Annotated in this window: 27 protein-coding genes; 17 read left to right on the forward strand and 10 right to left on the reverse strand. The window is 74.9% G+C overall.

The genetic code is table 11. From position 1 onward, the window contains the following. Positions 1 to 40: 40 nt before the first annotated feature. Positions 41 to 859 (forward strand): response regulator, encoded by an 819-nt coding sequence (locus tag ACJOT3_RS02570; protein WP_406968302.1) that lies wholly within the window; start codon positions 41 to 43, stop codon positions 857 to 859. A 109-nt stretch (positions 860 to 968) separates the two neighbouring features. On the opposite strand, the gene ACJOT3_RS02575 is transcribed toward ACJOT3_RS02570, so the two are convergent. Continuing rightward, entirely contained in the window at positions 969 to 1,553 is a 585-nt protein-coding gene (locus tag ACJOT3_RS02575; RefSeq protein ID WP_406968304.1) for a TetR/AcrR family transcriptional regulator, read from the reverse strand. 111 nt (positions 1,554 to 1,664) lie between these two features. On the opposite strand from ACJOT3_RS02575, the gene ACJOT3_RS02580 reads away from it, so the two are divergent. Further along, positions 1,665 to 3,134: an FAD-dependent monooxygenase gene (locus ACJOT3_RS02580; RefSeq protein WP_406968306.1), complete on the forward strand. Its 1,470-nt coding sequence runs from the start codon at positions 1,665 to 1,667 to the stop codon at positions 3,132 to 3,134. 55 nt (positions 3,135 to 3,189) lie between these two features. Here the strand turns inward: ACJOT3_RS02580 and ACJOT3_RS02585 are convergent, their stop codons facing one another. After that, positions 3,190 to 4,542: an MATE family efflux transporter gene (locus ACJOT3_RS02585; protein WP_406968308.1), complete on the reverse strand. Its 1,353-nt coding sequence runs from the start codon at positions 4,540 to 4,542 to the stop codon at positions 3,190 to 3,192. 290 nt (positions 4,543 to 4,832) lie between these two features. Here ACJOT3_RS02585 and ACJOT3_RS02590 point away from each other — a divergent pair, with 290 nt between their 5' ends. The 6 genes from ACJOT3_RS02590 to ACJOT3_RS02615 all read left to right on the forward strand — a co-directional run bounded on the left by ACJOT3_RS02590 (position 4,833) and on the right by ACJOT3_RS02615 (position 11,184). Continuing rightward, positions 4,833 to 5,285, forward strand: coding sequence for a carboxymuconolactone decarboxylase family protein (locus ACJOT3_RS02590; protein ID WP_306366728.1), 453 nt, complete (start codon positions 4,833 to 4,835; stop codon positions 5,283 to 5,285). Between the two features lie 94 nt (positions 5,286 to 5,379). Next, on the forward strand, positions 5,380 to 7,176 hold the full coding sequence (locus tag ACJOT3_RS02595; RefSeq protein ID WP_406968310.1) for an AMP-dependent synthetase/ligase: 1,797 nt from the start codon (positions 5,380 to 5,382) through the stop codon (positions 7,174 to 7,176). A 187-nt stretch (positions 7,177 to 7,363) separates the two neighbouring features. Beyond that, positions 7,364 to 8,533 carry an LLM class flavin-dependent oxidoreductase gene (locus ACJOT3_RS02600; RefSeq protein WP_406968312.1) on the forward strand — a complete coding sequence of 390 codons (1,170 nt, stop codon included), beginning with the start codon at positions 7,364 to 7,366 and terminating at the stop codon, positions 8,531 to 8,533. Then, positions 8,530 to 9,369, forward strand: a complete 840-nt coding sequence (locus ACJOT3_RS02605) for an ABC transporter permease (protein ID WP_406968314.1) — start codon at positions 8,530 to 8,532, stop codon at positions 9,367 to 9,369. Before ACJOT3_RS02600 ends, ACJOT3_RS02605 begins: the two co-directional genes overlap by 4 nt. Before the next feature lie 20 nt (positions 9,370 to 9,389). Next, positions 9,390 to 10,430 (forward strand): taurine ABC transporter substrate-binding protein, encoded by a 1,041-nt coding sequence (locus tag ACJOT3_RS02610; protein WP_406968316.1) that lies wholly within the window; start codon positions 9,390 to 9,392, stop codon positions 10,428 to 10,430. Next, entirely contained in the window at positions 10,417 to 11,184 is a 768-nt protein-coding gene (locus ACJOT3_RS02615; protein ID WP_406968318.1) for an ABC transporter ATP-binding protein, read from the forward strand. The genes ACJOT3_RS02610 and ACJOT3_RS02615 overlap by 14 nt, the downstream gene beginning before the upstream one ends. Before the next feature lie 67 nt (positions 11,185 to 11,251). Here ACJOT3_RS02615 and ACJOT3_RS02620 read toward each other — a convergent pair whose 3' ends face one another. Further along, positions 11,252 to 11,761, reverse strand: coding sequence for a DUF7144 family membrane protein (locus ACJOT3_RS02620; RefSeq protein WP_406968320.1), 510 nt, complete (start codon positions 11,759 to 11,761; stop codon positions 11,252 to 11,254). Between the two features lie 207 nt (positions 11,762 to 11,968). Here ACJOT3_RS02620 and ACJOT3_RS02625 point away from each other — a divergent pair, with 207 nt between their 5' ends. From ACJOT3_RS02625 to ACJOT3_RS02645, 5 genes are all read left to right on the forward strand, one after another. Beyond that, positions 11,969 to 12,484 carry an ArsR/SmtB family transcription factor gene (locus tag ACJOT3_RS02625; protein ID WP_406968322.1) on the forward strand — a complete coding sequence of 172 codons (516 nt, stop codon included), beginning with the start codon at positions 11,969 to 11,971 and terminating at the stop codon, positions 12,482 to 12,484. Between the two features lie 47 nt (positions 12,485 to 12,531). Then, positions 12,532 to 13,599 (forward strand): serine hydrolase domain-containing protein, encoded by a 1,068-nt coding sequence (locus ACJOT3_RS02630; protein ID WP_406968324.1) that lies wholly within the window; start codon positions 12,532 to 12,534, stop codon positions 13,597 to 13,599. Continuing rightward, positions 13,599 to 13,985: a hypothetical protein gene (locus ACJOT3_RS02635; protein WP_406968326.1), complete on the forward strand. Its 387-nt coding sequence runs from the start codon at positions 13,599 to 13,601 to the stop codon at positions 13,983 to 13,985. The genes ACJOT3_RS02630 and ACJOT3_RS02635 overlap by 1 nt, the downstream gene beginning before the upstream one ends. 256 nt (positions 13,986 to 14,241) lie before the next feature. After that, complete coding sequence (locus ACJOT3_RS02640; protein ID WP_406968328.1) at positions 14,242 to 15,627, forward strand: ATP-binding protein; 1,386 nt, start codon at positions 14,242 to 14,244, stop codon at positions 15,625 to 15,627. Then, positions 15,624 to 16,910, forward strand: a complete 1,287-nt coding sequence (locus ACJOT3_RS02645; protein ID WP_406968330.1) for a cytochrome P450 family protein — start codon at positions 15,624 to 15,626, stop codon at positions 16,908 to 16,910. Before ACJOT3_RS02640 ends, ACJOT3_RS02645 begins: the two co-directional genes overlap by 4 nt. 66 nt (positions 16,911 to 16,976) lie before the next feature. On the opposite strand, the gene ACJOT3_RS02650 is transcribed toward ACJOT3_RS02645, so the two are convergent. Both ACJOT3_RS02650 and ACJOT3_RS02655 read right to left on the reverse strand, forming a co-directional pair. Beyond that, entirely contained in the window at positions 16,977 to 18,098 is a 1,122-nt protein-coding gene (locus tag ACJOT3_RS02650) for a hypothetical protein (RefSeq protein WP_406968332.1), read from the reverse strand. After that, a complete protein-coding gene (locus ACJOT3_RS02655; RefSeq protein ID WP_406968334.1) occupies positions 18,095 to 18,718 on the reverse strand; it encodes an RNA polymerase sigma factor in 624 nt (207 codons plus the stop codon). Before ACJOT3_RS02655 ends, ACJOT3_RS02650 begins: the two co-directional genes overlap by 4 nt. Before the next feature lie 206 nt (positions 18,719 to 18,924). Between ACJOT3_RS02655 and ACJOT3_RS02660 the strand changes: the two genes are divergently transcribed. Continuing rightward, positions 18,925 to 19,899 (forward strand): alpha/beta fold hydrolase, encoded by a 975-nt coding sequence (locus ACJOT3_RS02660; protein ID WP_406968336.1) that lies wholly within the window; start codon positions 18,925 to 18,927, stop codon positions 19,897 to 19,899. A 193-nt stretch (positions 19,900 to 20,092) separates the two neighbouring features. Continuing rightward, the gene (locus tag ACJOT3_RS02665) at positions 20,093 to 21,889 is read left to right on the forward strand and encodes a pectate lyase-like domain-containing protein (RefSeq protein WP_406968338.1); all 1,797 of its coding nucleotides are present in this window, start codon (positions 20,093 to 20,095) and stop codon (positions 21,887 to 21,889) included. Between the two features lie 59 nt (positions 21,890 to 21,948). Here ACJOT3_RS02665 and ACJOT3_RS02670 read toward each other — a convergent pair whose 3' ends face one another. Next, on the reverse strand, positions 21,949 to 22,794 hold the full coding sequence (locus ACJOT3_RS02670) for an NAD-dependent protein deacetylase (RefSeq protein WP_406968340.1): 846 nt from the start codon (positions 22,792 to 22,794) through the stop codon (positions 21,949 to 21,951). Between the two features lie 48 nt (positions 22,795 to 22,842). Further along, positions 22,843 to 23,238: a nuclear transport factor 2 family protein gene (locus tag ACJOT3_RS02675; protein ID WP_406968342.1), complete on the reverse strand. Its 396-nt coding sequence runs from the start codon at positions 23,236 to 23,238 to the stop codon at positions 22,843 to 22,845. 139 nt (positions 23,239 to 23,377) lie between these two features. On the opposite strand from ACJOT3_RS02675, the gene ACJOT3_RS02680 reads away from it, so the two are divergent. Then, positions 23,378 to 23,938 carry a PadR family transcriptional regulator gene (locus ACJOT3_RS02680; protein ID WP_406968344.1) on the forward strand — a complete coding sequence of 187 codons (561 nt, stop codon included), beginning with the start codon at positions 23,378 to 23,380 and terminating at the stop codon, positions 23,936 to 23,938. A gap of 42 nt (positions 23,939 to 23,980) precedes the next feature. Next, on the forward strand, positions 23,981 to 24,508 hold the full coding sequence (locus tag ACJOT3_RS02685; RefSeq protein ID WP_406968346.1) for a potassium channel family protein: 528 nt from the start codon (positions 23,981 to 23,983) through the stop codon (positions 24,506 to 24,508). 3 nt (positions 24,509 to 24,511) lie between these two features. Here ACJOT3_RS02685 and ACJOT3_RS02690 read toward each other — a convergent pair whose 3' ends face one another. The 3 genes from ACJOT3_RS02690 to ACJOT3_RS02700 all read right to left on the reverse strand — a co-directional run bounded on the left by ACJOT3_RS02690 (position 24,512) and on the right by ACJOT3_RS02700 (position 25,947). After that, a complete protein-coding gene (locus tag ACJOT3_RS02690) occupies positions 24,512 to 24,859 on the reverse strand; it encodes a UBP-type zinc finger domain-containing protein (protein WP_406968348.1) in 348 nt (115 codons plus the stop codon). A gap of 87 nt (positions 24,860 to 24,946) precedes the next feature. Then, the gene (locus ACJOT3_RS02695) at positions 24,947 to 25,234 is read right to left on the reverse strand and encodes an Rdx family protein (RefSeq protein WP_406968350.1); all 288 of its coding nucleotides are present in this window, start codon (positions 25,232 to 25,234) and stop codon (positions 24,947 to 24,949) included. 80 nt (positions 25,235 to 25,314) lie between these two features. Then, positions 25,315 to 25,947 carry a TetR-like C-terminal domain-containing protein gene (locus ACJOT3_RS02700; protein WP_406968352.1) on the reverse strand — a complete coding sequence of 211 codons (633 nt, stop codon included), beginning with the start codon at positions 25,945 to 25,947 and terminating at the stop codon, positions 25,315 to 25,317. Positions 25,948 to 25,967 lie beyond the last annotated feature (20 nt).

Here is a 25,967-nt window from a genome sequence, read left to right on the forward strand (position 1 = left end):
GCCACCGCTCCCGGAGTGCCTCGGGTGGGATAGTGGGGGCGTGGACACACCCGTGCGCGTTCTCCTCGTCGACGACGACCCGTTGGTGCTGACCGGACTGCGGATCATGCTCTCCGGGGCACCCGGCCTGACCGTGGTCGGCGAGGCCGCCGACGGCGACCGGGTGGCCGCCGCGGTGGCGGAGCACCGGCCCCACGTGGTGCTCATGGACGTGCGCATGCCCGGCCTGGACGGGATCGCCGCCACCGAGGCACTGCGCACCGGCGGCGCCGACGACCCCCAGGTCATCGTGCTGACCACCTTCGACGCCGACGACACCGTCGCCCGGGCGCTGCGCGCCGGGGCCGCCGGATACCTGCTCAAGCACACCGAACCGGAGAGGATCGTGGAGGCGGTGCACCGCGCCGCCGCCGGAGAGCCCGTGCTCTCGCCCGCCGTGGCCCGCGCCCTGATGGACCGGGCCGCCGCCACCGCCGACCACGGCGCCCGCGACGCGGCGGCCGCCGCCGAGCACGCCGCCGACGGCCGGGGCGGTGCGGTCGGCCGCGACGCCGCCGCCGTTGAACGCGGTGCCGCCACCGGCGGCGAAGCGGTCGCCGCGGGCGACGGCGGACGGGACGGATCGGCGCAGCGCGGCCGCGCCGCCCGGGAGCGGCTGGCCCTGCTCACCGACCGCGAACGCGAGGTGGCCGAGGCGGTCGCCGCCGGGCTCTCCAACGCCGAGATCGCCCGGGCCCTGCACATGTCGCTGGGCACCGTGAAGGCGCACATCTCCAGCGCGCTCACCAAGCTCGGCCTGGCCGGGCGGGTGCCGCTGGCGCTGCTCGCCCACGACGCCCGCGACCCCGACCTGCCCTGAACCCGCCCGCCCTGAGACGGGCCGGGGCCGTGGCGCCCCGCGTCGGGGGAGCGGCCGGGCCGCCGCCGCGCCTCGGCCCCGAAGGGCTGCGGCCCCCGACCCGCGGCGGTCAGGAGCGGGCGGCGGCGGAGAGCGCGCGGGCCACCGCCGCGGCCTCCTCCTCCCGGGGCAGCTCCCCGTCGGTGGCCAGCCGGGCCATGATCATCCCGGTCACCAGGTCCGCCACCAGCGGCGCCCGCCCCGCGTCGGCGATCTCCCCGCGGTCCGCGGCCTGCTCCAGGACCCGGGTGACCAGCTCCAGCCGGCGGGCCAGCAGCGCGTGCAGCACGAACGCCCCCTCCTGCCGCCGGTAGGCGGCCACCAGCGACTGCCGGGCCAGCGCCTGGATCTCCGGCCGCGAGAACACCCCGAAGATCATCACCGCCGCGGCGGCCAGGTCGCCGTCCAGCGTTCCGGTGTCGGGCGCCTCCATCCGGTCGATGGTGACCTGCTCGCTCACCACCGTCAGCAGCGCCTCCTTGGTGGGGTAGCGCCGGAACACGCTCGTGCGCCCCACCCCCGCCCGCTCGGCCACCTCGTCGAAGGTCAGCTCGAAGCCGCGCTCGATCAGCAGCTCCAGCGTGGCCCTGCGGATCGCCGCGTCCACCGCCGGGTCGGGCCGACGCCCGCCCCGACCGCCCCCGCCACCGCTCATGGATTTCTTCCTTCCAGGGGTTGACACCAGTTCCGGTACTCCTAGTATCAGTACTAAGAGTTCCGGAACTAAGAGTACCGGAACATCCCGTGACACGACAGGAGTCACACCATGAGCGTCATCATCGTCGGTGCCGGTCCCACCGGACTCATGCTCGCCGGAGACCTCGCCGAGGCCGGGGTCGACGTCCGAGTCCTGGAGAAGCGCGCCGAGGAGTCCAACCTCACCCGCGCCTTCGCCCTGCACGCCCGCACCCTGGAGCAGCTCGACGCCCGGGGCCTGGCCGACGACCTCGTCGCCCAGGGCTTCCCGGTCCCGGAGGTGCGCGTCTCCTTCGGCCGCGGCCGCGGGCTCACCCTGGACATGCGCCACCCCGAGAGCCGCTTCTCCTACGTCCTCATGCTCCAGCAGGCCGCCACCGAGACCCGGCTGCGCAAGCGCGTCGACGACCTGGGGGTGCCGGTCGTCCACGGCGCCGAGGTGGTGGGCCTCGACCAGGACGACACTGGCGTGACCCTCACCGTCCGCACCGCCGACGGCGAGCACACCGAGCGGGCCGACCGCGTGGTGGGCACCGACGGGGCGCACAGCGCCGTCCGCCGCCTGATCGGGGTCCCCTTCAGCGGCCACTCCTACGACACCCGCATCATCCTCGCCGACGTCCGGCCCGAGGGGGAGCTGCCCGCGGCGGTCAACCCCTTCATCGGCGACGACGGCGTCGCCCTGCTGCCGCCCTACGGCGACGGCTGGTTCCGCGCCACCGTCTGGGACCGCACCCGCCAGGGCGTCCCGATCGAGGAGCCGGTCACCTTCGACGAACTCGCCGACTCCCTGCGCCGCCTCTCCGGCGGAGCGCTCGAACTCGCCGAGATGCGCTGGTCCACCCGGTTCCTCAGCGAGCGCCGCCAGGCCCGCCACTACCGGGTGGGCCGGGTCCTGCTCGCCGGGGACGCCGCGCACGTCCACTCCCCGATGGGCGCCATGGGCATGAGCACCGGCATCCAGGACGCCGCCAACCTGTCCTGGAAGCTCGCCGCGGTGGACCGGGGCCGGGCCCCGTCCTGGCTGCTGGACACCTACGAGGCCGAACGCCACCCGGTGGGCCGCACCACCCTGCGGCTGAGCGACGTCATCCTGCGGATGGCGGTGGCCCCCGCCCCGGTGCGGGCGGTGCGCTCGCACCTGGCCCCGGCGCTGATGGGCCGGGAGCGGATCGCCCGCCGGGTCCGCCTGCTCATGTCCGGCCTGGGGTACCGCTACGAGGCCGGGGACCTGCCGGTCGCCTCCGCCCGCACCGGCGAGCGGACGCCGGACCTGGAGCTCACCGTGGACGGCGCGCCCACCCGCCTGTACGAACTCGCCGACGGCATCCGCTTCCTGCTGCTGGACGCCTCCCCGGAGGGGACGGCCGCCGCGGCCGCGGCCTCCCGGGGCGACCGGGTCCGGGCCGTCCGGGTCCAGGGCGGCCTGCCGGACGGGGTCACCGCCCTGCTGGTGCGCCCGGACTCCTACACGGCCTGGGACGCCGACACCCCCACCGCCGCCGAGGCGGGGACCGCCCTGGCGGCCTGGCTCCCCTGACGGAGAGCCACCTCCTCGACCCGCCTCCTCGACCCGTCTCCGCGAACCGCCTCCCTCACAGGAGGGCGGACCGCCGCCGGAAGGCCGACGCCTGGCCGACGATGAGCCCCGCGTTGGCCACCGCGTAGGCGGTCCAGACCCCGGCGAGCCCGCCCAGGGCGGCGGCGGGCACCGCCGCCAGGCACAGCAGCCCGTAGCAGACCGCGAACGTGTACATCGAGTACCGCGCCTGCTTGAGCCCCAGCAGCCCCATCCCCGGCAGTGACTGCACGGCGTCGGCGACCACCACCGCCGCCAGCACCGGCAGCAGCGCGACCGCCGCCCCCCGCACCGCCGGGTCGGGGGTGAACAGCCCGACGACCGGCCCGGCCAGCGCCCACACCAGGACCAGGCCCGCCGCCACCGCCGGCACCGCCACCAGGTACCCGGCGGCGACGGGACGGCGCACCCCCGCCACCGACCCCTGCCTGGCGGCCCGGGCCGTGAACGGGATGCTCGACTGGCCGACCGCGATCGCCGGCAGGAACAGCAGGTTGGCCAGGACCACCAGCACCTGGTGGGCGGCCGCCTGCTCCGTGCCGATCCGGGCGACCACCAGCCCCAGCAGGCTCAGCGCCCCGAACTTGATGAGCAGCGTGGCCCCGGTGGGCAGCCCCACCCGGGCGATCCTCACGATCCCCGCCCACGCGGGCGCGCCCAGTCCCACACGGTGCCCGCGCAGCACCGTCCGGCGGCGCGAGACGTACAGGAACAGCGCCGCCATGACGCAGCCGTCCGCGAACAGCGCCAGCGCCGCCCCGGTCAGCCCCAGCCCGGGGACCGGACCCGCGCCCAGCACGAGCAGCGGGGTGAGGGTCACCGCCACACCGGTGTTGGCCAGGCTCAGCAGCATCACGGACCGGTTCCGGCCCAGCCCGATGAGCAGCACCGTCACCGAGGTCTTGAGCGCGGAGGTCACCACGGCCAGCCCGGCCAGTACCGCGGGCAGCACGCCCAGCGCCGCCAGGGTCGGCCCGGCCACCCCGATCGCCCGTGCCCACAGCGGGGCCAGGCCCAGCAGGACCCCGCCCGCCCCGCCCATGAGCAGGGCCAGCCAGGTGGAGTCGCGCACCACCGGCACCAGCGCGGCCGGGTCGTCCTCGTTCTCGGCGATGAACGGCATCGACCCGCGCAGCGCCCCCTGCACCACCATGAGCAGCGGGTTGAACACGGTGATGAGCAGCGCGTAGGCGGCCAGGTCGGCGGTGGCGACGTTGCCGATCACCCCGACCGTGACCATGCTCCCGGCCGTTCCGGCGAGCATGGAGCAGTACAGGGGGAACGCCTTGCCCCCCAGCCGCCGTGCGGTCCGTCCCAACGGTGCGGGGGAGTCGGTCGGCTCGGTCGCGGTCGGGGGGTCCGTGGTCACGGCGGGGGCTCCCGGGGTGGTGTCCAATGAATCCCGGAAAACGTAGCATCCTTTTCTCGATAAAGCCAAAAGAATGCGAGCATAAAAGACTTTTCTATCATGGTGGCCATTTCCCTGAAAAGGGTTCCGCGCCGGTCCGCGCCGACCGGTACCGGCCACCGCCCGCGGCCGGCCCGCCGTGCCCGCCGCCGTACCGCAAGGGTGCCCCCGCCCCCGGGAAGAGCCGCGCCATCGCGTACGTTGCCGGTAGTGCGGGTCGCACCGGCCCGCTTCCAGCAAGGGGGAGTCCCGTGTCCCAGAACCGCATCGTGTGGTCCAAGCAGGTGCCGGAGATCTATTCCAAACTCGACGAGGTCGACGGCCTGGTCGCCGAGCACCTCGACATCACCCTGCTCGAATTGGTGAAGCTGCGTTCCTCGGTCCTCAACGGCTGCTCGTTCTGCGTGGACCTGCACACCCGCCGGGCGCTCAAGGAGGGCGAGTCGCAGCAGCGCCTCTTCCTGGTGTCGGCCTGGTACGAGGCGGGGGAGATCTTCACCCCGGCCGAGCGCGCGGCGCTGGCCCTCACCGACGAGATGACCCGCCTGGGCGACCACGGCGTCTCGGACGAGGTCTACGCGGAGGCGGCCGAGCACTTCGACGACAAGCGGCTGGCGGCCCTGGAGGTCGCGATCTCGATGATCAACCTCTACAACCGGCTGGCGGTCACCTCGCACCTGCACCCGCGTCCCCGCAGGGGCTGAGCGCCGCGCGGGGCCTGTCCGGGGAGGGGGCCCGGTGTTACGCTCGCGTGTGTTCCAGATCACATGAGCGTAGGACGACCGTCAGGAGCCCTCCGTGCCCCCAGCCGTCTCTCCGGACCACACCCTCGCGCATCTCCTCGAACACAACGCCGCCGTCCACCCCGACCTGCCCGCCCTGTCCTGGCGCTCCGGCGACGGCTGGGCCACCCTCACCTGGGCCGAGGTGAACGCGGCCGTCGCCCGCCTCGCCCAGGGCTACGCCTCGCTCGGCGTGGCCCCGGGCGACCGCGCCCTGCTGATGATGGGCAACCGGCCCGAGCACTGGCTCTCCGACCTGGCCCTGGTGCACATCGGCGCGGTCCCCACCACCGTCTACGGCACCGCCGCCCCCGAACAGGTCGCCTACATCGCCCGGCACAGCGGGGCCCGCGTCGCCGTCGTGGAGGACGCCGCCGTCGCGGCCGCCTGGGAGCCCCTGGCCGCAGACCCGGCCACGGCGCTGGAGTCCCTGGTCGTGGTCTCGGGCGCCGACCCCGGCCGCGGCCACCTGGACTACGCCGACCTGGCCGCCACCCCGGCGGGCGACGCGTTCGAGCGCCGCCACGACCTCAAGCCCGACGACCTGCTCACCGTCGTCTACACCTCCGGGACCACCGGCGACCCCAAGGGCGTGGCGGTCACCCACCGGCGGATGCTCGCCAACCTGGCCGCCCTGGACTCCCTCATCGACCTGCCCGAGCACGCCGCCCACGTCTGCTACCTGCCGCTGGCCCACATCGCCGAACGCGACCTGGGGCTGTACCTGCCGCTGCTGCGCGCCTCCCACGTGTGGATGTGCGACGACCCGGCCCGCCTGGTCGAGGTGCTGCGGCACGTGCGCCCGCCCCAGTTCTTCGGGGTGCCCCGGGTGTGGGAGAAGCTGGCCTCGGCGCTGCGGGCGGGCATCGCGGGCCTGCCCGAGGAGCAGCGCGCGGGGATCGAGGCCGCCATGGCGGTGGCCACCGAGCACACCGCCCACCTGGAACGCGGCGGGCCGGTCCCGCCCGAGCTCGCCGGACGGTTCGCCGCGGTGCGCGACCTCGCGCTGACCCCGATCCTGGAGAAGGTCGGCCTGGACCGCGTGGTGTGGGCCTCCAGCGCCTCCGCCCCGATGCCCCAGGAGGTCGTCCGCTTCTGGGCGGGCCTGGGCGTGCCGGTCATGGACGCCTGGGGCCTGACCGAATCCCTGGGCGTGGCCACCGTCAACACGCCGACGGCCGGGTTCCGGCCGGGCTCGGTGGGGCGCCCGCTCGCCACGGTGGAGGTCCGGGTCGCCGACGACGGCGAGGTCCTGCTGCGCGGCGAGACCGTGTTCGACGGGTACGTGGACGCCGACGGCGCGGTGCGCTCGGCCGCGGACGCCGAGGGCTGGTTCGCCACCGGCGACATCGGCCGCCTGGACGGGGACGGCCACCTGTGGATCACCGACCGCAAGAAGGAGATCATCGTGACCAGCGGGGGCAAGAACGTCTCGCCCGCCCTGGTGGAGAACACCCTCAAGGAGCACCCGCTGGTCGGCCAGGTCTACGCCCACGGCGACGGCCGGCCCTACCTCGTGGCCCTGGTGGTGCCCGACCGCGAGGTCGCCCCGGTGTGGGCGGCGGCCCGGGGCATCGACACCGGCGGGGACTGGGACGCCCTGGTCGCGCACCCGGAGGTGAACGCGGAGCTGGAGCGCGCGGTCGCCGCGGCCAACGCCCGGCTGAGCCGGGCCGAACAGGTCAAGCGCCACCGCGTGCTCGCGGGGGAGTGGGGCCCGGACACCGGTGAGCTCACCCCCTCCCTCAAGCTCCGGCGGCGCGTCATCCGCGACAAGTACGCGGTGGAGCTGGACGGCCTCTACGACGCCTGACCCCCGACACCCGCACCGCGGCACCCGCACCCTGATCCGAGAGCCCCGACCCGGGGCCGCCGCCCGCGACCGGGCGGCGGCCCCGCTCCGTGTTCCCGCGCACACGCCCGCGACCTGGTAACAGATATTTCCTATCTGTATAGTCAGGATTGTTCGACGGCCCCTCCGCGAAAGGCCTTCCTCCGGCATGCGCTTCCACTGGTTCCTGCCCACCACCGGCGACGGCGCCGCGGTCCGCAACTCCACCATCCGCCTGAGCGCGCACGGGGTGACCGCGGCCCACCGCCCGGCCACCCTCACCTACCTGTCCCAGGTCGCCCGCGCCGCCGAGGCCGCCGGGTTCGACGCCGCGCTCACCCCCACCGGGGCCGGCTGCCCCGACCCCTGGATCACCTGCGCGGCCCTGGCCCAGCACACCGACACCCTGCGCTTCCTGGTCGCCTTCCGCCCTGGGTTCGTGCTGCCCACCCTCGCCGCCCAGCAGGCCCGCGCCTTCCAGGACGTCTCGCGGAACCGCCTGCTGCTCAACATCGTCACCGGCGGCGACCCGGTCGAGCAGCGCGCCTACGGCGACACCCTGGGCCACGACGAGCGCTACGCCCGCACCGACGAGTTCCTCGCCGTGCTGCGCCGCTCCTTCGCCGGGGGGAGCTTCGACCACCGCGGCGACCACTACCGGGTGGAGGGGTGGGGCGACCGCCCCCTGGAGCCCGCCCCGGACATCTACTTCGGCGGCGCCTCCCCGGCCGCGGAGCGGGTCGCCGCCCGCCGCGCCGACTCCTACCTCATGTGGGGCGAGACCCCCGGCATGATCGCCGAGCGCGTCGCCCGGGTCCGCGGCCTGGCCGCCGAGCAGGGGCGCTCCCCGCGCTTCGGCATCCGCCTGCACGTCATCACCCGCGACACCGAGGACGAGGCCTGGCGCGAGGCGGCCCGCCTGCTGGAGGGCATGGGCCCGGACCGGGTCGCGGCGATGGAGAAGTACTACGCCCGGATGGACTCCACCGGGCAGGCCCGGATGAACTCCCTGCGCACCGGCGGCCTCACCGGCGACGTGCGCGCCCTGGAGGTCTCCCCGAACCTGTGGGCGGGCGTGGGCCTGGTCCGCGAGGGCGCCGGGACCGCGCTGGTGGGCGACCACGACCAGGTGGCCGAGCGCATCCGCGAGTACCGCGCCGCGGGCGTGGACGAGTTCATCCTCTCCGGGTGGCCGCACCTGGAGGAGGCCTACCGCGTGGGCGAGTACGTGCTGCCCCGCCTGGCCGCCGAACCGGCCCGCCCCTCCGCCGACGCCCCCGCCGACCCGACCGGCCTCGCCGCCGACCCGGCCGCCACCTCCGCGGAGGCCGCCCCGTGAGCGCTCTCACCGAGGCCCCGCCCGCCCCCGCCGCGCCGTCCGCCTCCCGGCGCGACCGCGACCGCCCGCCCCGGTGGCGCGCCCTGGGCCTGCGCGCCCTGTCCGTGGGCGGCCTCCTCCTGCTGTGGTGGGCGGTGGCCCGCGCCCAGATCTGGCCGCCCGTGGTCCTGCCCTCCCCGGGCGCCGTCTGGGCACAGGCGGTCGCCACGAGCACCGACGGCTACAGCGGCCACAGCCTGGGCGAACACCTGCTCACCAGCCTGCGCCGCATCCTCGTCGGCAGCGCCTGGGGCACCCTGGGCGGCGTCCTGCTGGGCCTGCTCATCGGACTCGTCCCGGCCGTGCGCGCCATGCTCGGCCCCCTCGTCACGTTCGTGCGCACCCTGCCCCCGCTCGCCTACCTCAGCCTGCTGGTGATCTGGTTCGGCATCGGCGAGGAACCCAAGATCTGGCTGCTGGTCATCGCCTCCCTGCCCCCGGTCGCCGTGGCCACCGCCGACGCCGTGCGCGGCGTGGACCCCGACCACCTCAACGCCGCCCGCTCCCTGGGCGCCCGGCCCTGGCAGCAGGCCCTGTGGGTGGTCCTGCCGCACTCCCTGCCCGAGATCACCACGGGCGTGCGCATCGCCGTCGGCGTCGCCTACACCTCCGTGGTGGCGGCCGAGACCGTCAACGGGGTCCCCGGCATCGGCGGCATGATCCGCGAGGCCCAGCGCTTCAACCACACCGACGTCGTCATCCTCGGCCTCATCGTGATCGGCCTGTCCGGCCTGCTCATCGACCGGCTGCTGATGGCGCTCGACCGCACCGTCGCCCCCTGGCGCGGGCGCACCTGACATCCCCCTGGAGAAGAACCGTGAACCGTCCCCTCAAGACCGCCGCCGCCCTCGCCGCGCTCGCCCTCTCCCTGACCGCCACGGCCTGCGGCGGCGACGACCCCGGCCCCGACCCGGCCGACGGCGTCCCGGCGCAGCTGCGCATCGGCTACCAGTCCATCCCCAACGGCGACCTCGTCGTCAAGAACCAGGGGTGGCTGGAGGAGGCGCTGCCCGACACCGAGATCGTGTGGAGCCGCTTCGACTCCGGCGGCGACGTCAACACCGCCTTCCTCGCCGGGGAGCTCGACATCGCCCTGGCGGGCAGCGCCCCGGTCACCCGCGGCCTGTCCGCGCCCCTGGACATCGATTACCAGGTGCCCTGGATCCACAACGTCATCGGCGAGAACGAGGCGCTGGTCGCGGTCGAGGGCATCGACGAGGTCGCCGACCTGGAGGGGCGCACCGTCGCGGTGCCCTTCGCCAGCACCACCCACTACCACCTCATCGCCGCCCTGGACGAGGCCGGGCTGAGCGTCGACGACGTGGAGCTGCTGGACCTGGAGCCCCAGGACATCCAGGCCGCCTGGCAGCGCGGCGACGTCGACGCCGCCTTCGTCTGGTATCCGGTGCTGGGCGAGCTGTACGCGTCCGGCGGGCACGCGGTCGTCACCAGCGGCGAGCTGGCCGAACGCGGCAAGGTCACCGCCGACCTGGCGGTGGTCTCCACGGCCTTCGCCGACACCTACCCCGACGCCCTGGCCGCCTGGGTCGGGCAGCAGGACCGGGCGGTGGCGCTGCTGCGCGAGGACACCCCCGCCGCGGCCGCGGCCATCGCCGCCGAGCTGGGGCTGACCGAGGAGGAGGCGGCCGAGCAGATCGACCAGCTCGTGTTCCTGTCCGCCGAGGAGCAGGCCTCCGCCGACTACCTGGGCACCGCCGACGCCCCCGGCCGCCTGGCCGAGTACCTGCACCTGACCGCGGAGTTCCTGGCCGCCCAGGGGGAGATCGACACCGCGCCCGAACTCTCGGCCTTCGAGGAGGCCCTGGCGACGGAGGGGATCGCCGGTGCCCTCGACTGACGACGCCCTCGTGCTGGCCGGGGTCGGGCACGAGTACCGGGGCGGCTCCGGCCCGGTGCCCGCCCTGGACGGGATCGACCTGACCCTGGCCGCCGGGGAGCACCTCGTGGTGGTGGGCCCCTCGGGCTCGGGCAAGAGCACCCTGCTGCGGCTGATCGCCGGGTTCCTGCGGCCCACCCGCGGGGACATCGCGGTCGGCGGCGCGCCGGTGCGGGGCCCGGGCCCGGACCGGGGCATGGTCTTCCAGCAGCCGAACCTGTTCCCGTGGCTGACCGTGCGGGCCAACGTCGAGTTCGGGCTGCGCACCGCCGGGGTGCCGCGGGAGCGCCGCCGGGAGGTCGCCGCGGAGCGGCTGGCCCAGGTGGGGCTGGCCGACGCCGGGCGGATGCGCACCTACGAGCTGTCCGGCGGGATGCGCCAGCGCGTGGCGATCGCCCGCGCCCTGGCCCCGGACCCGGGGGTCCTGCTCATGGACGAGCCCTTCGGGGCCCTGGACGCGCTCACCCGGGAGCGGCTCCAGGACGAGGTGCGGGCCCTGTGGTCGGCCACCGGCAAGACCATCGTGTCCATCACCCACGACGTCGACGAGGCGGTCCGGCTGGGCACCCGCCTGGTGGTGCTCAGCGCCCGACCCGGGCGGATCGTCCTGGACGAGCCCTCCGACCTGCCGCACAGCCCGGACCCCCGGGCCGAACCGGGGTTCGCCGTGCTGCGCGACCGGCTGGCGTCGGCGGTGCGCGCCGCCGCGGCCTGACGGACGGGGAAGGGGGCGCGCCCGCACGGGCGCGCCCCCTTCTCTCGTGTGTTCCGGGTGCGTTCCGTCAGCCGGTGGGCTGCCCGTGCTCCGTGGTCTGCTCCGGGGAGCGGGTCGGCCGCGGGGCCTCGTGCGCGGCCCGGTGTCCGCTCTTGTAGGCCGCGCGCTCGGAGGGGGCCATCATGGTGTCCTCCTGCGCGGACCGGCTCGGCCACCCGGCGGTCAGTCCGTAGATCACCAGGATGTCGATGGCGATGGCGACCATCGACCAGACCGGCATGGCCACGACGAACGCCAACTGGGCCAGCGCGTTGAGGCTGGCGAGCACGATGGCGAACACCCGGGCCCAGGTGCTGCCGGACAGCAGGGACAGACCCGCGGCCATCAGGACCACGCCCCACAGGCCGAGCAGGACGCCCCAGGCGCCGTAGCCCATGACGAGCATCTCCGTGCCGCCGACCATGTAGTAGTCCGGCGTGAACAGGGCGACCAGCCCCTGGATGACGTTGACCGACCCTATGACGATCAGCAGGGTCGCGGCGAAGAACTGCCATCCGTTGGGTGACTCTGCGCGCATCTCGTCTCCTCACCGACCGGGATCGCACGGGTCCGTGCGCCGGCCCCTCGGACGTGGCGGAAAGCGCAGGTCCGCGCTCCGCCCCTACATGATGTGCCGGTCGCGGTCAGCGGCATGCCAGGGGTTCTCCCGCATCCGGCAAAGACCGGGTGATCCGGGCCTTTATCCGGAATTACGTAATTACGGATCTTTTGATACGCTGGCGGGGTGGCAGAGAAGAAGACGACCGAACAGCGCCTGGCCGACCTGGAGGCCAGGATCGCCGCGCTGGAGACGCGCGGCACGGCCGGGCGCGCGCAGGACACCGCCGCCGACGGCGACCCGTTCTTCGCCCTCAACGCCCTGAAACAGCACGTCACCGGCACCGGAGGCGTGGTCTTCGCCGGGGTCGTGGACACCGGCGGGGGGGCCGTCGAATGGCAGAGCGGGCTGCCCGCCGAGCGGCTGGCCGCGGAGGACTGGTCCCGCCGCGCCGCCGTCCTGGACGCCCTGGGGCACCCGGTCCGCCTCCAGCTGCTCCAGGCGGTCTGGCAGGGCACCGGCACCGTCGCCGCCCTGGCCGAACGCTCCGACTTCGGCACGACCGGCCAGATCTACCACCACGTCAACCTGCTGGTCGCCGCCGGATGGCTGGTCGCCGTCCGCCGCGGCCACTACGCGGTCCCGCCCGAACGCCTCATCCCGCTCCTGGCGATCCTCGCCGCCGCGGGAGGGACGCCCTGACGACGAAGCCCCCGGCACGAAGCCCCCAGACACGAAGGAGGAGACCCATGCGCACCCGGACCATCGCGGCGGCCTGCCTGGCCGCCCTCCTGGTCATCGCCCTGGGCATCGCGGTCGCCCCGCGCGTCCCGACGCTGTCCACCGCCGAGACCGGCGATCCGGAGCTGCTCGACCGCGCCCGCGACCTGTACGCCGACGGGCCCCGCGACCTGCTCGGCGTCGTCGAGGTCGACGGCGACGACACCGCCTTCGCCCACTTCGGCGCCGACGCGGACACCGACTTCGAGATCGGCTCCATCGCCAAGACCATGACCTCCCTGCTGCTGGCCGACGCGATCGAGCGCGGCGAGGTCACCGAGGAGACACCGCTCGGCGACCTGCTCGACCTCGGCGACGCCCCGGCCGCCGACGTCACCCTGGCCGAACTGGCCTCGCACCGCTCCGGCCTGCCCCGCCTGTCCACCCGCCCGCAGGACGTCGTGAGCTCCACCGTCGCCGTCAACTACCTCGGCCGCGACCCCTACCGCTACGACGAGGACACCCTCCTGGAGCAGGCCCGCGCCGCAGACCTCACCGACCGCGGCGAGTCCCACTACTCCAACCTGGGCTTCGCCGTACTGGGCCTGGCCCTGGCCGAGGCGACCGGGACCGACTACCCGGACCTGCTGCGCGAACGCCTCCTGGACCCGCTCGGCATGGACGACACCTACCTGCCCCGTACCGCGGCGGACCTGCCCGCCGGCGCCACCCTCGGGCACACCGAGCGCGGCCGCACCGCCGCGCCCTGGCTGGCCATGGCCTACGCGCCCGCCGGCGGGGTCCGCTCCACCCCGGCCGACATGGAGCGCTTCGCCCGCGCCCTGCTCGACGGCACCGCCCCCGGCACGGCCGCCCTGGAGCCGCGGTGGCCCGACGGCGAGGACCGCATCGGCTACGCCTGGATGACCACCGACGTCGACGGCACCGAGGTGACCTGGCACAACGGCGGCACCGGCGGGTTCACCACCATGCTGGCCCTGGACCGGGAGGCCGACCGGGCCGTCGTCGTGCTCTCCAACACCACCGCCGCCGTCGAGGAGCGGGCCGTCGAGCTGCTCACCGGAAAGGAGTGGTGATGAACCCCGACCTGATCCCCGTCATCATCAGCGCCGCCCTGTGCCTGTGGTGGGCGTTCGCCGCCGTGTCCCTCCTGCTGTCCGCCCTCCCGGGAACCGAGCGCAACCGCCTCGTCGACCGGTGGGACGCGGCCTCCCGCACGGCCTCACTGGGCTTCCTCGTCCCGCTGTGCCTGGTCGTCGTCACCTGGACGGTCGTCCCGGTCGCCCTCTGGTACCTGCTGACCGCCCTGAGCGCCGCGGCGGTCGCCTTCGTCGTCCTGCGCCTGCCGGGGCTGCCCCCGAGCGGACAGGACCGGGCGGTGTCCACCCGCCGGGCCTCGGCGATCGGCAACACGGCGCTGGCGGTCGCGGTCATCGCGGCGCTCGTCCTATTCCTCCCCTGAGGGGCACGGAGAATCACCGGACAAACGCGCGCACCAAAGAATGCATTGTCCGGATAAAAAGCGAATTCGTCTCGGCCAACCCGGGATGAGCTGGGAGTATCCCCGCCGAAAAGGCGGGGACTCCTTTTTCCGGAAGGGCCGCACTGCGGTCGAATGTGGTCTACCGTGAAAATCGTCCGACCGCGCGTTCCCCGGCGAGCGCCGTGGCCAGCCGAACGCGCGGCGGGACCCCCGTGCCGTTCGACCCGAGGACCCCATGTCGACCGACTCCCGCGACCGGATCCGCACCTCCCCCCACCCCGCCCACCAGGCCCTCATCGCCCTCCTGGCCACCGCCGTCCTCGTCGTCCCCGCCTGGTCGTGGTCGGTGGCGGTGGTCGGCGACCGCGACCGCCCCCTGGTCGCCGCGGTCGTCGGAGTGCTCGGCGCAGCCCTGTGCGCGGCCGTCGCCGTGGCCGCCCACCGCGCCGCCGCCGTCCGGGTGGTCCGGGACGGGCGCATCCGCGCCCAGGCCGCGGGCGACACCCTCGAACACGAGGCCGCCCTGCTGGCCGACCACCTCCTGCCCACCCTGGCCGAGGGCGTGCGCGCCGGACGCACCGCCGGAGAGATCCTGGCCGCACACCCCCCGGTCCGGCACGCCGCCCTGGACCGGCTGCTGCGCGCCGTCGGCGGCGAACTCGACCTGTCCGCCCGCCGGGCCGAGCACGCCCGGGCCCTCATCGGCCGCTGCGAACGGCGGATCACCGATCTGCACCGCACCTGGCTGCCGCTGCTCACCGCCCGCATCCGCGCCGACCGGTGCGCCGCGGCCCGGGCCGCCGACCCGCCGCCCACCCCCACCGGGCACCGGCCCATCGACGACGCCCTGACCCGCCTGACCGACCACGTCCGCGGCGAACTGCTGACCGCCGCCCGCCGCACCGACACCGTCCTGGCCGCCACCGCCGCCTGCGGCGCCCGCCTGCGCGCCGGGCTGGAGACCGCGGCCGAGCACCTGAGCACCCTGCGGGAGACCCACGGCGACCGCCCCGAGGTCCGCGAGGACCTGGTGGAGGCGGGCCGGGTCCTGGCCCGCACCGTCCGGACCGCCGACACCCTGGTCACCCTCGCCGGCGGCGGCCTGGGCCGCCGCGACACCGGCACCGTCGCCCTGCCCGAGGTGCTGCGCCGGGCCACCCGCCGGATCGGCGCCCACCGGCGGGTGCGCGCCCGCGGCGCCGAGGGCGTGGAGGTGCTCGGCCCGGCCGCCGAACCGCTGGCCCGCGTCCTGACCGAGCTGTTCGACAACGCCGCCGCCTTCTCCGGACCCGACGCCGAGGTGCTCGTCCGGGTGGAGGAGGACGCGGAGGGGGTCCTGCTGTACGTGGAGGACGCCGGACCGGGGATGGGCCGCCGCGAACGCGAGGCCGCCCGGGCCCGCGTCCGCACCCCGGGCGGGCTGGAGACCCTGGACGGGGGCCGCACCGGGCTGGCGGTGGTCGGCCTCATCGCCGCCCGCCACCGGTTCGGGGTGGATTTCGGGGTCTCCCGGCAGGGCGGACTCGGCGTCGGCGTCCTGGTCCCGCGGCCCCTGGTCGCCGCTGCCGGACCGGTCACCGCGGGCGCGGGTGCGAGTGCGGGCGCGGGGATCGCCTCGTGAACGCGGCCGACCCGCTCTGGTGGCGGGAGGCGCTCGGCGCCCCGGCCCCGGCCCCGGCCGCGGTCCCGGCGAGCAGCGGCCCGCCGCCGCCCTCGCCCGACCACGCCGACGCGCCCCGCATGTACGGATCCGGTGCCCGCCGGGACGTCCCGGGCCTGTACGCCCGGCTGCGCGCGCTCGGCCCGGTCGCCCCGGTCCTGCTGGAGGGGGACGTCCCCGCCTGGTTCGTCTCCGGGGTGCGCGAGCTGCGGCAGGTGATGGGGCGGCCCGAGTGGTTCTCCCGGGACCACCGCCGCTGGAACCTCTGGGACCGGGTCGGCCCCGGCCACCCGGTGCTGGAACACGTGCTGTGGTCACCGCCGGTGCTGTTCGGCGAGGACGGCGGCGCCCGGGCCGACGCGATCGGCGACGCCCTGGCCGCCGTCGACGGGACCGACCTGCGCGACCTGGCGCTGCGGGTGTCCCGGGAGCGGATCGGGGCCTTCGCCGCGGCGGGCGGCGCCGACCTGGTCACCGACTACGCCCGGCACGTCCCGGCCCGGGTGTTCGCCCGCCTGTGCGGCCTGGAGGACGACCCGCCCCCGCCGGCCGACCTGTTCGCCGCGGCGGGCACCGGGCCCGGGGCCGTCCCGGCCCGCCGCCGCCTGCACGGCCGCCTCACGGAACTGGTCGTGGACCGCCGGCGCCTGCCGCGCGCCGACCCGCCCTCCCGGCTCGCCGCCGCCCGGCCGCGGGCGCACCCGGCCGAACCCGCCCTGGACCTGCTGCTGATGCTGGTCTACGGCCAGGCCGCCACCGCCGACTGGATCGCCACCACCCTGCGCCTGGCCCTGGCCGGCGACGGCCCGGCGGCGGCGCTGGCCGCGGGGCGCACCACCGTCCCGGAGTTCCTCCGGGAGGTGCTGTGGCGGGACACCCCCGCCCGCAACGCCGTCGGCCGCTGGGCGGTGCAGGACTGCGACCTGGGCGGCCGCCGGATCCGCCGCGGCGACCTGCTCGTGCTGGGGCTGGCGGCCGCGGGCACCGACGCCCCGCGGGCCGCGCGGGAGCGGCCCGGGATCTTCTTCGGCCACGGGGAACGGCGCTGCCCGCACCCCGCCCCCCGGGTCGCGGCGGCCATCGCCGCCGCCGCGGTGGAGACGGCCCTGGAGGACCTGCCGGACCTGCGGGCGGTCCCGCCCGCACCGGATCGCAGACCCTCCCCGTGGGCGGGCGGCCCGGACCGCCTGCCGGTGGCCTTCACACCGCGCCCGCGGTGCCCCGTACCGGTCCGCCCGCGGTGATCGGCGGCCGGGGTCCGCCCCCTGGGGAAGCGGGGACGGACCGCGGCCGCGGGGGCGGGGCATCCCTCACTCCCCGTACAGGTCGACGTAGTCGACGGGCACCGCCGGCTCGCCGATCTCCTCGACGAACCCGGCCTCCTCGTAGGCCACCCAGACCCGGCCCCCGCCGCGGTGCTCGCTCAGCAGCGTTCCGGTCTCGGGGTCGATGATCCAGTAGGCCGTCAGCTCCTCGTCCTCGGGGGCGAGTGCGAAGGGGACCTCCACCCGGTAGCCCGCCCGCCCGAGCGGGTCCTCCTCGGGGCCGACCAGCCGGACCCCCTCCAGGTCCGCGGCCAGGGTGAAGAACGCCCCCCGGGTGTCGCCGCGCAGCGGGCCGGTGACCGTGTCGGCGAAGAGCTCCCTCAGGTACGCGTCGTAGTCCACCTCCGTGCCCGGTTCGGTGCTCCCGCCCTGGTCCACCCCGGTCCGCCACTTCTCGCGGACCAGCTCCTCCAGCCCCGCGGCGTCGCCGGGCAGTTCCAGCAGCTCGGAGGTGTACACACCGAGCATGTGGAGGCTCTCCCCCCGGTACCCGGTGCTCGCCGGGGTGGTGTGGCTCAGCTCGGGCGAGCCCGCCTCCTCCCAGGCCCGCCGGTCCGCCTCGTCGGGGAAGGTGGTCTCGGTGTCCAGGTTGAGGTTGTTCAGGGACCGGAACTCCCCGCCCAGTTCTTCCCAGCGCTCCTCGGTGAAGTCCTGGTAGACCTCGTATCCGCTCTCCACGTGCACCACCGCGTCGGCGGGCCGGTGCTCCCGGGTGCGCACGTACCAGAAGCCGGTCGGCTCCACCTCCTCGGCCGCGGCGGCCTCGGCGGCGGCCGCGAACAGCTCCCGCGCGTCGGCGTAGGCGGGGGCCTCCACCCCGTTGTGCTGCACGTCGGCGCCGCCCGCCTCACCGGGGACGATCCGCTGCCCGGGGGAGTACACGAACAGCGCGGCGGCGACCGCGGTCGCGGTGGCCAGCGCGCCCACCGTCACCGGCAGCCGCCAGCGGCGGTCGGCGGCGGCGCGCAGGAACGCCCGCCGCCCGCCCGCCGCCCGCGCCCGCTCCAGGACCCGGTCCCGGTCGGCCCGGCTGAGTTCCTCGGCGCGCTCGCGCAGGGCCGCGGGCTCCAGTGCCCTCAGGGTGTCGAGGATGTCTTCCTGGATCATCGTGCCTCCTGGTGCACGGTGCGGGTGATCGGGTGGCCTGGGGTGCGGGGTCCCGGTGGGCGCGGATCGGGGGAGCGGTCCTTGTGCCCGCGGCGGGCCGCGGAGCCCTCCAGCGCCTCCAGCTCCTTGGCCAGGGCGCGGCGGGCGCGGTGCAGGCGGACCGAGAAGGTCCCGGCCGAGCAGCCGACCACCCGGCCCGCCTCGGCTGGGGACAGCCCGTTCCAGGCGACCAGGGTCAGCGCCTCCACGTGTCTCTCGGACAGTTCGCTCAGCGCCCGGACGGCGCTCTCCCGCAGCACGAAGCGTTCGGCGACGTCCCAGTCCTGGGTGTCGCGCCGGTCGGTCAGCTCGGCCAGCCGCCGCAGCAGGGTCTCCCGGCGCATCCGGGCGCCGTACTGCTTGCGCAGCAGGTTGCGGGCCACCCCCAGCAGCCAGGGCAGCGGCGGGTCCGGGATGGCGGACAGCTTGCGCCAGGCGACCACGAACGTCTCGCTGGCCACCTCCTCGGCCACCGTCTCGTCGGCGCGCAGGAGACAGAACGCCAGGATCCTGGCGTGGTAGCTGTCATAGAGGTCCGCCAACCGGTCGGTGGGCGGGGCATCGGCCCTGTCGGTCCTCATCGGTCTCCTTCGCCGTCATCGGAGTCTCGGGGAAGTAGTCCCTCGCGGGGCGGAGGGGATTACCGCCGCCGGGGTTTCCCCCTTCTTTCCTGTCTTTCGCCGATGCGTCCGAAAACGTTCGCACCTTGTCCACAGGGACGGTCGACCCGCCCGCATACCGGTCGGTAGCGTGGCCGTGACCCCCCGAACCGACCGAGGAGCGGACGATGAACGTGGAGCACCGGGACGTCGAGGTCAACGGCGTCCGCCTGCACATCGCCGAACAGGGAAGCGGCCCGCTGGTGCTGCTCCTGCACGGTTTCCCCGAGAGCTGGTACTCCTGGCGGCACCAGTTCGCCGCGCTGGCCGGGGCCGGGTACCGGGTCGTCGCCCCCGACCAGCGCGGGTACGGCCGCAGCGACCGCCCCGAGGACGTGTCGGCGTACGCGCTGCCTTACCTGGTGGGCGACGTGGTCGCGCTCATCGCCGCGCTGGGGGAGGAGAAGGCCGTCCTGGTGGGCCACGACTGGGGCGCCCCGGTCGCCTGGGCCACCGCCCTCCTGCGCCCGGACCTGGTGCGAGGCGTGGTCGGCCTGAGCGTGCCGCCGGCGCCCCCGGCGATGATGCCGCCGCCCTCGGTGACCCGGCACATCTACGGCGAGGGCTACTACCAGGTCTACTTCCAGGAGCCGGGCCGGGCCGACGCGGAGATGGCCGCCGACCCGGCCCGGTTCCTGCGGCGGATCCTGGTGGGCGCCTCCGGCGACAACCCCCACATCGATGAGCCGCAGGTGTGGATGGTCCCCGAGGGGACGACGGCGGTGGACAGCCTGCCCGAGCCGGAGTCGCTGCCCGGCTGGCTCACCGAGGAGGACGTCCAGGCCTTCGCCCGCGAACACGCCCTGCACGGGGAGCACGCCTACACCGGGCCGCTGAACTGGTACCGCAACATCGAGGCCAACCAGGGGCTGATGTCCCCGTTCCAGGGCCGCACCATCGACGTGCCCGGCCTGTACGTGGTGGGCACGATGGACCTGGTCCTGGCCATGCGCGGGGTGCCGGAGCTGCGGTCGGTGCTCTCGGCGATCGTCCCGGACCTGCGCGGGGACGTCACCCTGCCGGGCTGCGGCCACTGGACCCAGCAGGAGCGGCCCAAGGAGGTCAACGCGGCCCTGCTGGACTTCCTGGCCGGACTCGACTGAGGTCCCCGCCGCGATCCGCATGGCGGACGGTGTCCATCCGGACACCGTCCGCCGTCTTTTTCGCCCGAAGGGCTCTTGCTTAACGAGTGTTCAGTGGGTAGCGTCCGGCGGCGAGGGGGAGATCCGGGTCACACCGCACCTCCGGCCCGGCCGCCCCCTCGCCCCCCGAGGACCCCCCGACAGAGAGGCGACCATGGAGTCTCCCGCCGCCCGACGCCCCGCCCTGGGGCGCCGGGGCTTCATCGCCACCACGTCGGCGCTCTCCGCCGGAGCCCTGCTCTCGGGGGCCTGCGCCCCCGCGAGCGCCGACCCCGCGTCCGACGCCGCACCCCAGGAGCCGACCGTCCGCGAGCTGCCCGATCTGGGACCCAACGTTCGGATCTTCGACCCGTCCACGCCCGCCGCCGAGATCCAGGCCCACCTGGACACGGTGTTCACCCGCCAGGAGACCGCCCAGTTCGGGCCGGACCGGGACGCGCTGCTGTTCCTGCCCGGCACCTACCAGGTGGACGCCAACATCGGCTACTACACGCAGATCGCCGGGCTCGGCCTGCTGCCCGGCGACGTCGTCATCAACGGCCAGGTGCACGTGGAGGCCGACTGGTTCGACGGCAACGCCACCCACAACTTCTGGCGCGCGGCCGAGAACCTGGCCGTCGAGCCCAGCGCCGGGTTCGACCGCTGGGCCGTCTCCCAGGCCTCCCCCTACCGCCGCATGCACCTGCGCGGCGACCTCGTCCTGGACGACGGCGGCTGGTCCAGCGGCGGGTTCATGGCCGACTGCCGCATCGACGGCCGGGTGGAGTCGGGCAGCCAGCAGCAGTGGCTGACCCGCGACTCCCACCTGGCCGGCGGCTGGAACGGCGCCAACTACAACATGGTGTTCGTCGGCACCGAGGGCGCGCCCGGCAACACCTTCCCGGACCCGCCGCACGTGGCCGTGGACGAGAGCCCCGTCGTCCGCGAGAAGCCCTTCCTGTACGTCGACGGGGACGGCGCCTTCCACGTGTTCGCCCCCGCCCTGCGCACCGACACCCGCGGCACCACCTGGGAGTCGGGGGCGCCCGAGGGCACCTCGGTCCCGCTGGAGGAGTTCACGGTCATCCGGCCCGGCGACGGCGCCGCCGAGATGAACGCGGCCCTGGCCGCCGGGCGCCACCTCCTCATCACCCCCGGCGTGTACCGGCTGGACGCGACCCTGGAGGTCACCGCCCCGGGCACCATCGTGCTCGGCCTGGGCCTGGCCACCCTCGTCCCCGACGGCGGGATCATCGCCGTGGAGGTCGCCGATGTCGACGGCGTCCGCATCGCCGGGCTGCTCATCGACGCCGGGGAGACCGACACCTTCGCACTCATGCGGGTCGGCCCGGACGGCTCCTCGGCCGACCACTCCGCCGACCCGACCTCCCTGCACGACGTGTTCTTCCGCATCGGCGGGGCGCACGTGGGCCGGGCGCAGCGCAGCCTGGTCATCAACAGCCACCACGTCATCGGCGACCACCTGTGGCTGTGGCGCGGCGACCACGGCGACGGCATCGGCTGGGACCTCAACACCGCCGCCGAGGGGCTGGTGGTGGGCGGCGACCACGTCACGGTCTACGGCCTGTTCGTCGAGCACTACCAGTGGCACCAGACGGTGTGGAACGGGAACCACGGGCGCACGTACTTCTTCCAGAGCGAGATGCCCTACGACCCGCCGGACCAGGCCGCGTGGATGGACGGCGACCGGCGGGGCTTCGCCTCCTACATGGTCACCGCCGGGGTGACCGCCCACGAGGCCTGGGGCGTGGGCTCCTACTGCTTCTTCAGCGCCGACCCGTCGGTGGTCTCGGACCGGGCGTTCCTGGTGCCCGAGACCGGGGGCGTCCGCTTCCACTGCCTCACCACGGTGTCCCTGGGCGGCACCGGGACCATCGCGCACATCATCAACGGGACCGGGGACACGGCCGGGCCGGGCAACGACATCGCCCGGCTCACCGCCTTCCCCTGACCCCCCTGACTCCCCGGGGCCCGAACGAGGCGGGCCGGGAGGCCCCGGCCCGCCCGCCCTCAGCCGGTGTAGGAATCGGCGAGGGCGGTGAGCACCTCCGAGCAGCCCGCGTCCACGGTGAGGTCGGCCAGCGCGTCGCCGCGGGTGGCGCCCCGGTTGACGATGGCGATCGGCAGGTGGCGGTCGGCGGCGGCCTTGACGAACCGCCGCCCCGACAGGACGGTCAGCGACGAGCCGACGACCAGCAGCGCCGCGGCCTCCTCCACCAGCCGGTACCCGCGGCGCACCCGCGCGGGCGGCACGTTCTCGCCGAAGTACACGATGTCGGGCTTGAGCATGCCGCCGCAGTCGGCGCAGTCGGCCACCCGGAAGTCCTCGGTGGCCGACAGCGCCGCGTCGGCGTCGGGGGCGATCTCGATGTCGTCCACCCCGCCGGTGAACCCGGGGTTGAGCGCGGTCAGCCGCTCGGCCAACCGGTCGCGGGGGACCACGGCGGCGCACTCCAGGCACACCACCCGGTCGTAGCGGCCGTGCAGGTCGATCACGGAGCGGCTGCCCGCCGCCTCGTGCAGGGTGTCGACGTTCTGGGTGATGACCGCCGAGACGACCCCGGCGGCCTCCAGCCGGGCCAGCGCGCGGTGGCCGTCGTTGGGCCGGGTGCGGTGCACGTGCCGCCAGCCGACGTGGTTGCGCGCCCAGTAGTGGCGGCGAAAGGCCGCGTCGCCCACGAACTGCTGGTAGGTCATGGGGGTGCGGGGCGGGGAGCCGGGCCCGCGGTAGTCGGGGATGCCCGAGTCGGTGGAGACGCCGGCCCCGGTCAGGACCAGGACGGGACCCTCGCCCAGGACGGTGCGGATCCGGCCGGCCGCGGTCGCGGGATCGGTCGTTGCGAGTGCGATCGTCACGCCTTCGAGATTAGGCGCCGCACCCCGCCGGGCGCGACGCCGTTCCGCTCACTCCGCGGCCGCGGCCTCCGCGTAGATCCGGTCGAACTGCGCGTTCATGGCGTCGGCCAGGGCCTGGAGGCCCGACAGCGGGCGGACCATGACGGTGAAGGCGTCGATCCGGCCGTCCCCGTCGTAGTGGAGCAGGTCGCAGCCCTCCACCTCCCTGCCCGACACCGAGGCCCGGAACCGCAGCACGTGCTCGCGGCCGTCGGCGGAGGTGTACTCGCCGACGTAGCGGAAGTCCTCGAACACCCGCAGCACCGCGCGCAGGATGGCGGCGGTGACGGCCTTGCCGTGGTGCGGCTTGAACGCGACCGGGCTGGTGAAGACGACGTCGTCGGCGAGCAGGCCGGCGACGGCGTCGGTGTCGCGGGCCTCGACGGCTTCGCGGAAGGTCCCCACGGCGCACACTCCTTAGTCAACAAGTTGAATATGAAACGGGACACTAACACCCTCGGGCCGACCTGTACACGGCCACGGTGCTGAACGAGGTGATTGGTCAACAAGGCGAATATTCCGCGCTCGGCGCTACAGTGGCCCCATGGCACTGCGCAACGCCGTCATGGCCGCCCTGCTGGAGGGTCCGGCCTCCGGCTACGACCTGACGAAGATCTTCGACTCCTCGGTCGGCAACTTCTGGATGGCCACCCCCCAGCAGATCTACCGCGAGCTGGAGCGGATGGAGGGCGAGGACCTCATCGAGGCGACCGTGGTCCGCCAGGAGCGCAGGCCCGACAAGCGCGTCTTCACCCTCACCGAACGCGGACACGAGGAGCTGCGCGCCTTCACCGCCCGCCCGCCGCGGCACATCGCCATCCGCGACGAGCTCATGGTCCAGGTGCAGGCGGTGGACACGGGGGACACCGACGCGGTGCGCACCGCCGTCACCGAGCGCACCGCCTGGTCCAGCGCCCGCCTGGGCCACTACCTGCGCCTGCGCGAGCGCCTGCTGGAGGGGCGCACCGAAGAGGAGCACCTGGCCGGTGCCGAGCGGATCGGCCCCTACCTCACCCTGCTCCGCGGCATCACGCTGGAGGAGGAGAACCTGCGCTGGTACGAGAGGGTGCTCCAGATCCTGGAGCGCCGCGCGGCCCTGCGCTGACCACCGGGAAAGCACGCCGTGTCCGTGTTATGACTGTGGGTCATGGTCATCGAGAGCGGACGGACCCCTGCCCCGCGCCGGTGGGACCGCGCGGTCCTGGCGGGCGAGGTCGCCCTGATTGGCGTGCTCTACTACGTCGTCCCCTTCGAGCTCGTGGGCGACTCCTGGCAGGTGTGGGCGCGCTGGGCGGCCCTGGCCGTCGGGCTCGCCCTCATCTGCCGGTCGGTGCTCCGGGCGTCCCTCCTCCAGGCGCGCGAGGACCCGGCCGCCCTGCCCCTGCGCCCGCCGATCCTCCTCGCCGCCTCCGGGATCGCGCTCTTCGCCCTCGCCGACCACGGCGTGGCGCTGGTCCTGCCCGGGGAGTTCGCGGGGCTGGAGACCCGCACCGACGCCCTCTACTTCGCCCTCACCACCCTGGCCACCGTCGGCTACGGCGACATCCACGCCCAGGGGCAGTGGGCGCGCGGGCTGGTCATCGTCCAGATGGTCTTCAACGTGGCGGTCATCGCGGGCGCGGTGCGCCTGCTGGCCTCGCGCCTGCGCGCCCGCGCCCGCCCCGGGACCGGGTGAGGTTCAGCGGTGGAGCTTCTGCATCCAGTCGGCGGGTACCCGGTCGGCCGGGCCCGGGGTCGGCTGGTCCGCGGGGTGGGAGGTGGGCGCCGCCAGCTCCGGGCCGTTGCCGGTCTCCCGGCTGCGGAAGTCGTAGAACCAGACCTCGCCCGGCTCGTAGCTCTGGATGAACGGGTGCCCGGTCTCCTCGAAATGCCGGGTGGCGTGCTGGGCCGGGGAGCTGTCGCAGCAGCCCACGTGCCCGCAGGCCGCGCAGCGGCGCAGGTGGAACCACCAGCCGCCGCCCTCCAGGCATTCCTGGCAGCCGGGGCCGCTGGGCGCGGCGGAGGTGTCGATCTCGGAATCGCTCATGGGCCCACGGTAGACGCCGGGCGCCCGTTTCGGGAGGATGCCGCGGCGCCGTGTCAGTCGCCGGGCCCGGTCCGTCGCCGCGCCGTGTCAGTCGCCGCGCTCGGAGTGGCCCAGCCGCCGGTCGGGCGCGATCCGGTCGCGGACCAGCCGCTTGATGTCGGCGGCGTCGGTGAAGGCGGCGTCGCTGCTGCGCGACCACACGGTCTCGCCGTCGACCCGCACCTCGAACACCCCGCCGGTCCCCGGGACCAGGGCGACCTCGCCCAGCTCGGCCTCGAACGTGGTGAGCAGCTCCTGGGCCATCCACATCGCGCGCGGCAGCCAGCGGCAGCGCGTGCAGTACTCGATCTCCAGGCGGGGTGTGCGTTCGGGCATGGGGCCAGTATGTCCGACCGGTCCGTCCGGGCCGTGCCCCGGGGCCCTCACCCCGGGACCGTCACCGCGCCCCGGGTCCGTCACCGCGGGCCGACGCCGTCCAGCAGGTTGCCGACCAGGGCGGCCGCGAACTCCTCGGTGACCGGCTCATCGGGGATGAGCAGCCGGTGGTAGACCGCCCCCCACAGCTGGTCGATGAGCACCCGCACGTCCACGTCCCCGCGGATCTGGCCCGCCTCCTGCGCCCGGCGCAGGCGATCGGCGGCCAGGGCGCGGCGCTGGGAGGAGTAGAGCCTGCGGTAGGCGGCGGACAGCTCGGCGTCGGTCTGCGACTCGCCGACCAGCTGGGTCAGGATGCGGCCCCCCGGGGTGCGCGTCATGATCCGGATGAAGGAGCGCATCTGTGCGAGCAGGTCGGCGCGCACGTCCCCGGTGTCGGGGAAGTCCAGCGCCGGTTCGACGGCGTGGAAGTAGCCGTCCAGCGCCAGTGCCCCCCTGGAGGGCCACCACTTGTGCAGGGTGGTCTTGCTGGCCCCGGACAGCCGGGCCACCCGCTCGAAGGTCAGGCCGCCCAGGCCCTCCTCCATCAGCAGCTCCCCGACGGTGCGCAGCACGTCCGCGCGGACCTCGTCCGCGGGGCGGCGGCCCCGGCCGCGGGCGCCGCGCCGGGTGGCCGTCGCGGTGGGCCGCTCGGCGGTCGGCTCGTTCGTCACGCTGTCTCCTCGCTCTCTCA

This window comes from Nocardiopsis protaetiae (assembly GCF_045446735.1).
GTDB lineage: Bacteria > Actinomycetota > Actinomycetes > Streptosporangiales > Streptosporangiaceae > Nocardiopsis > Nocardiopsis protaetiae.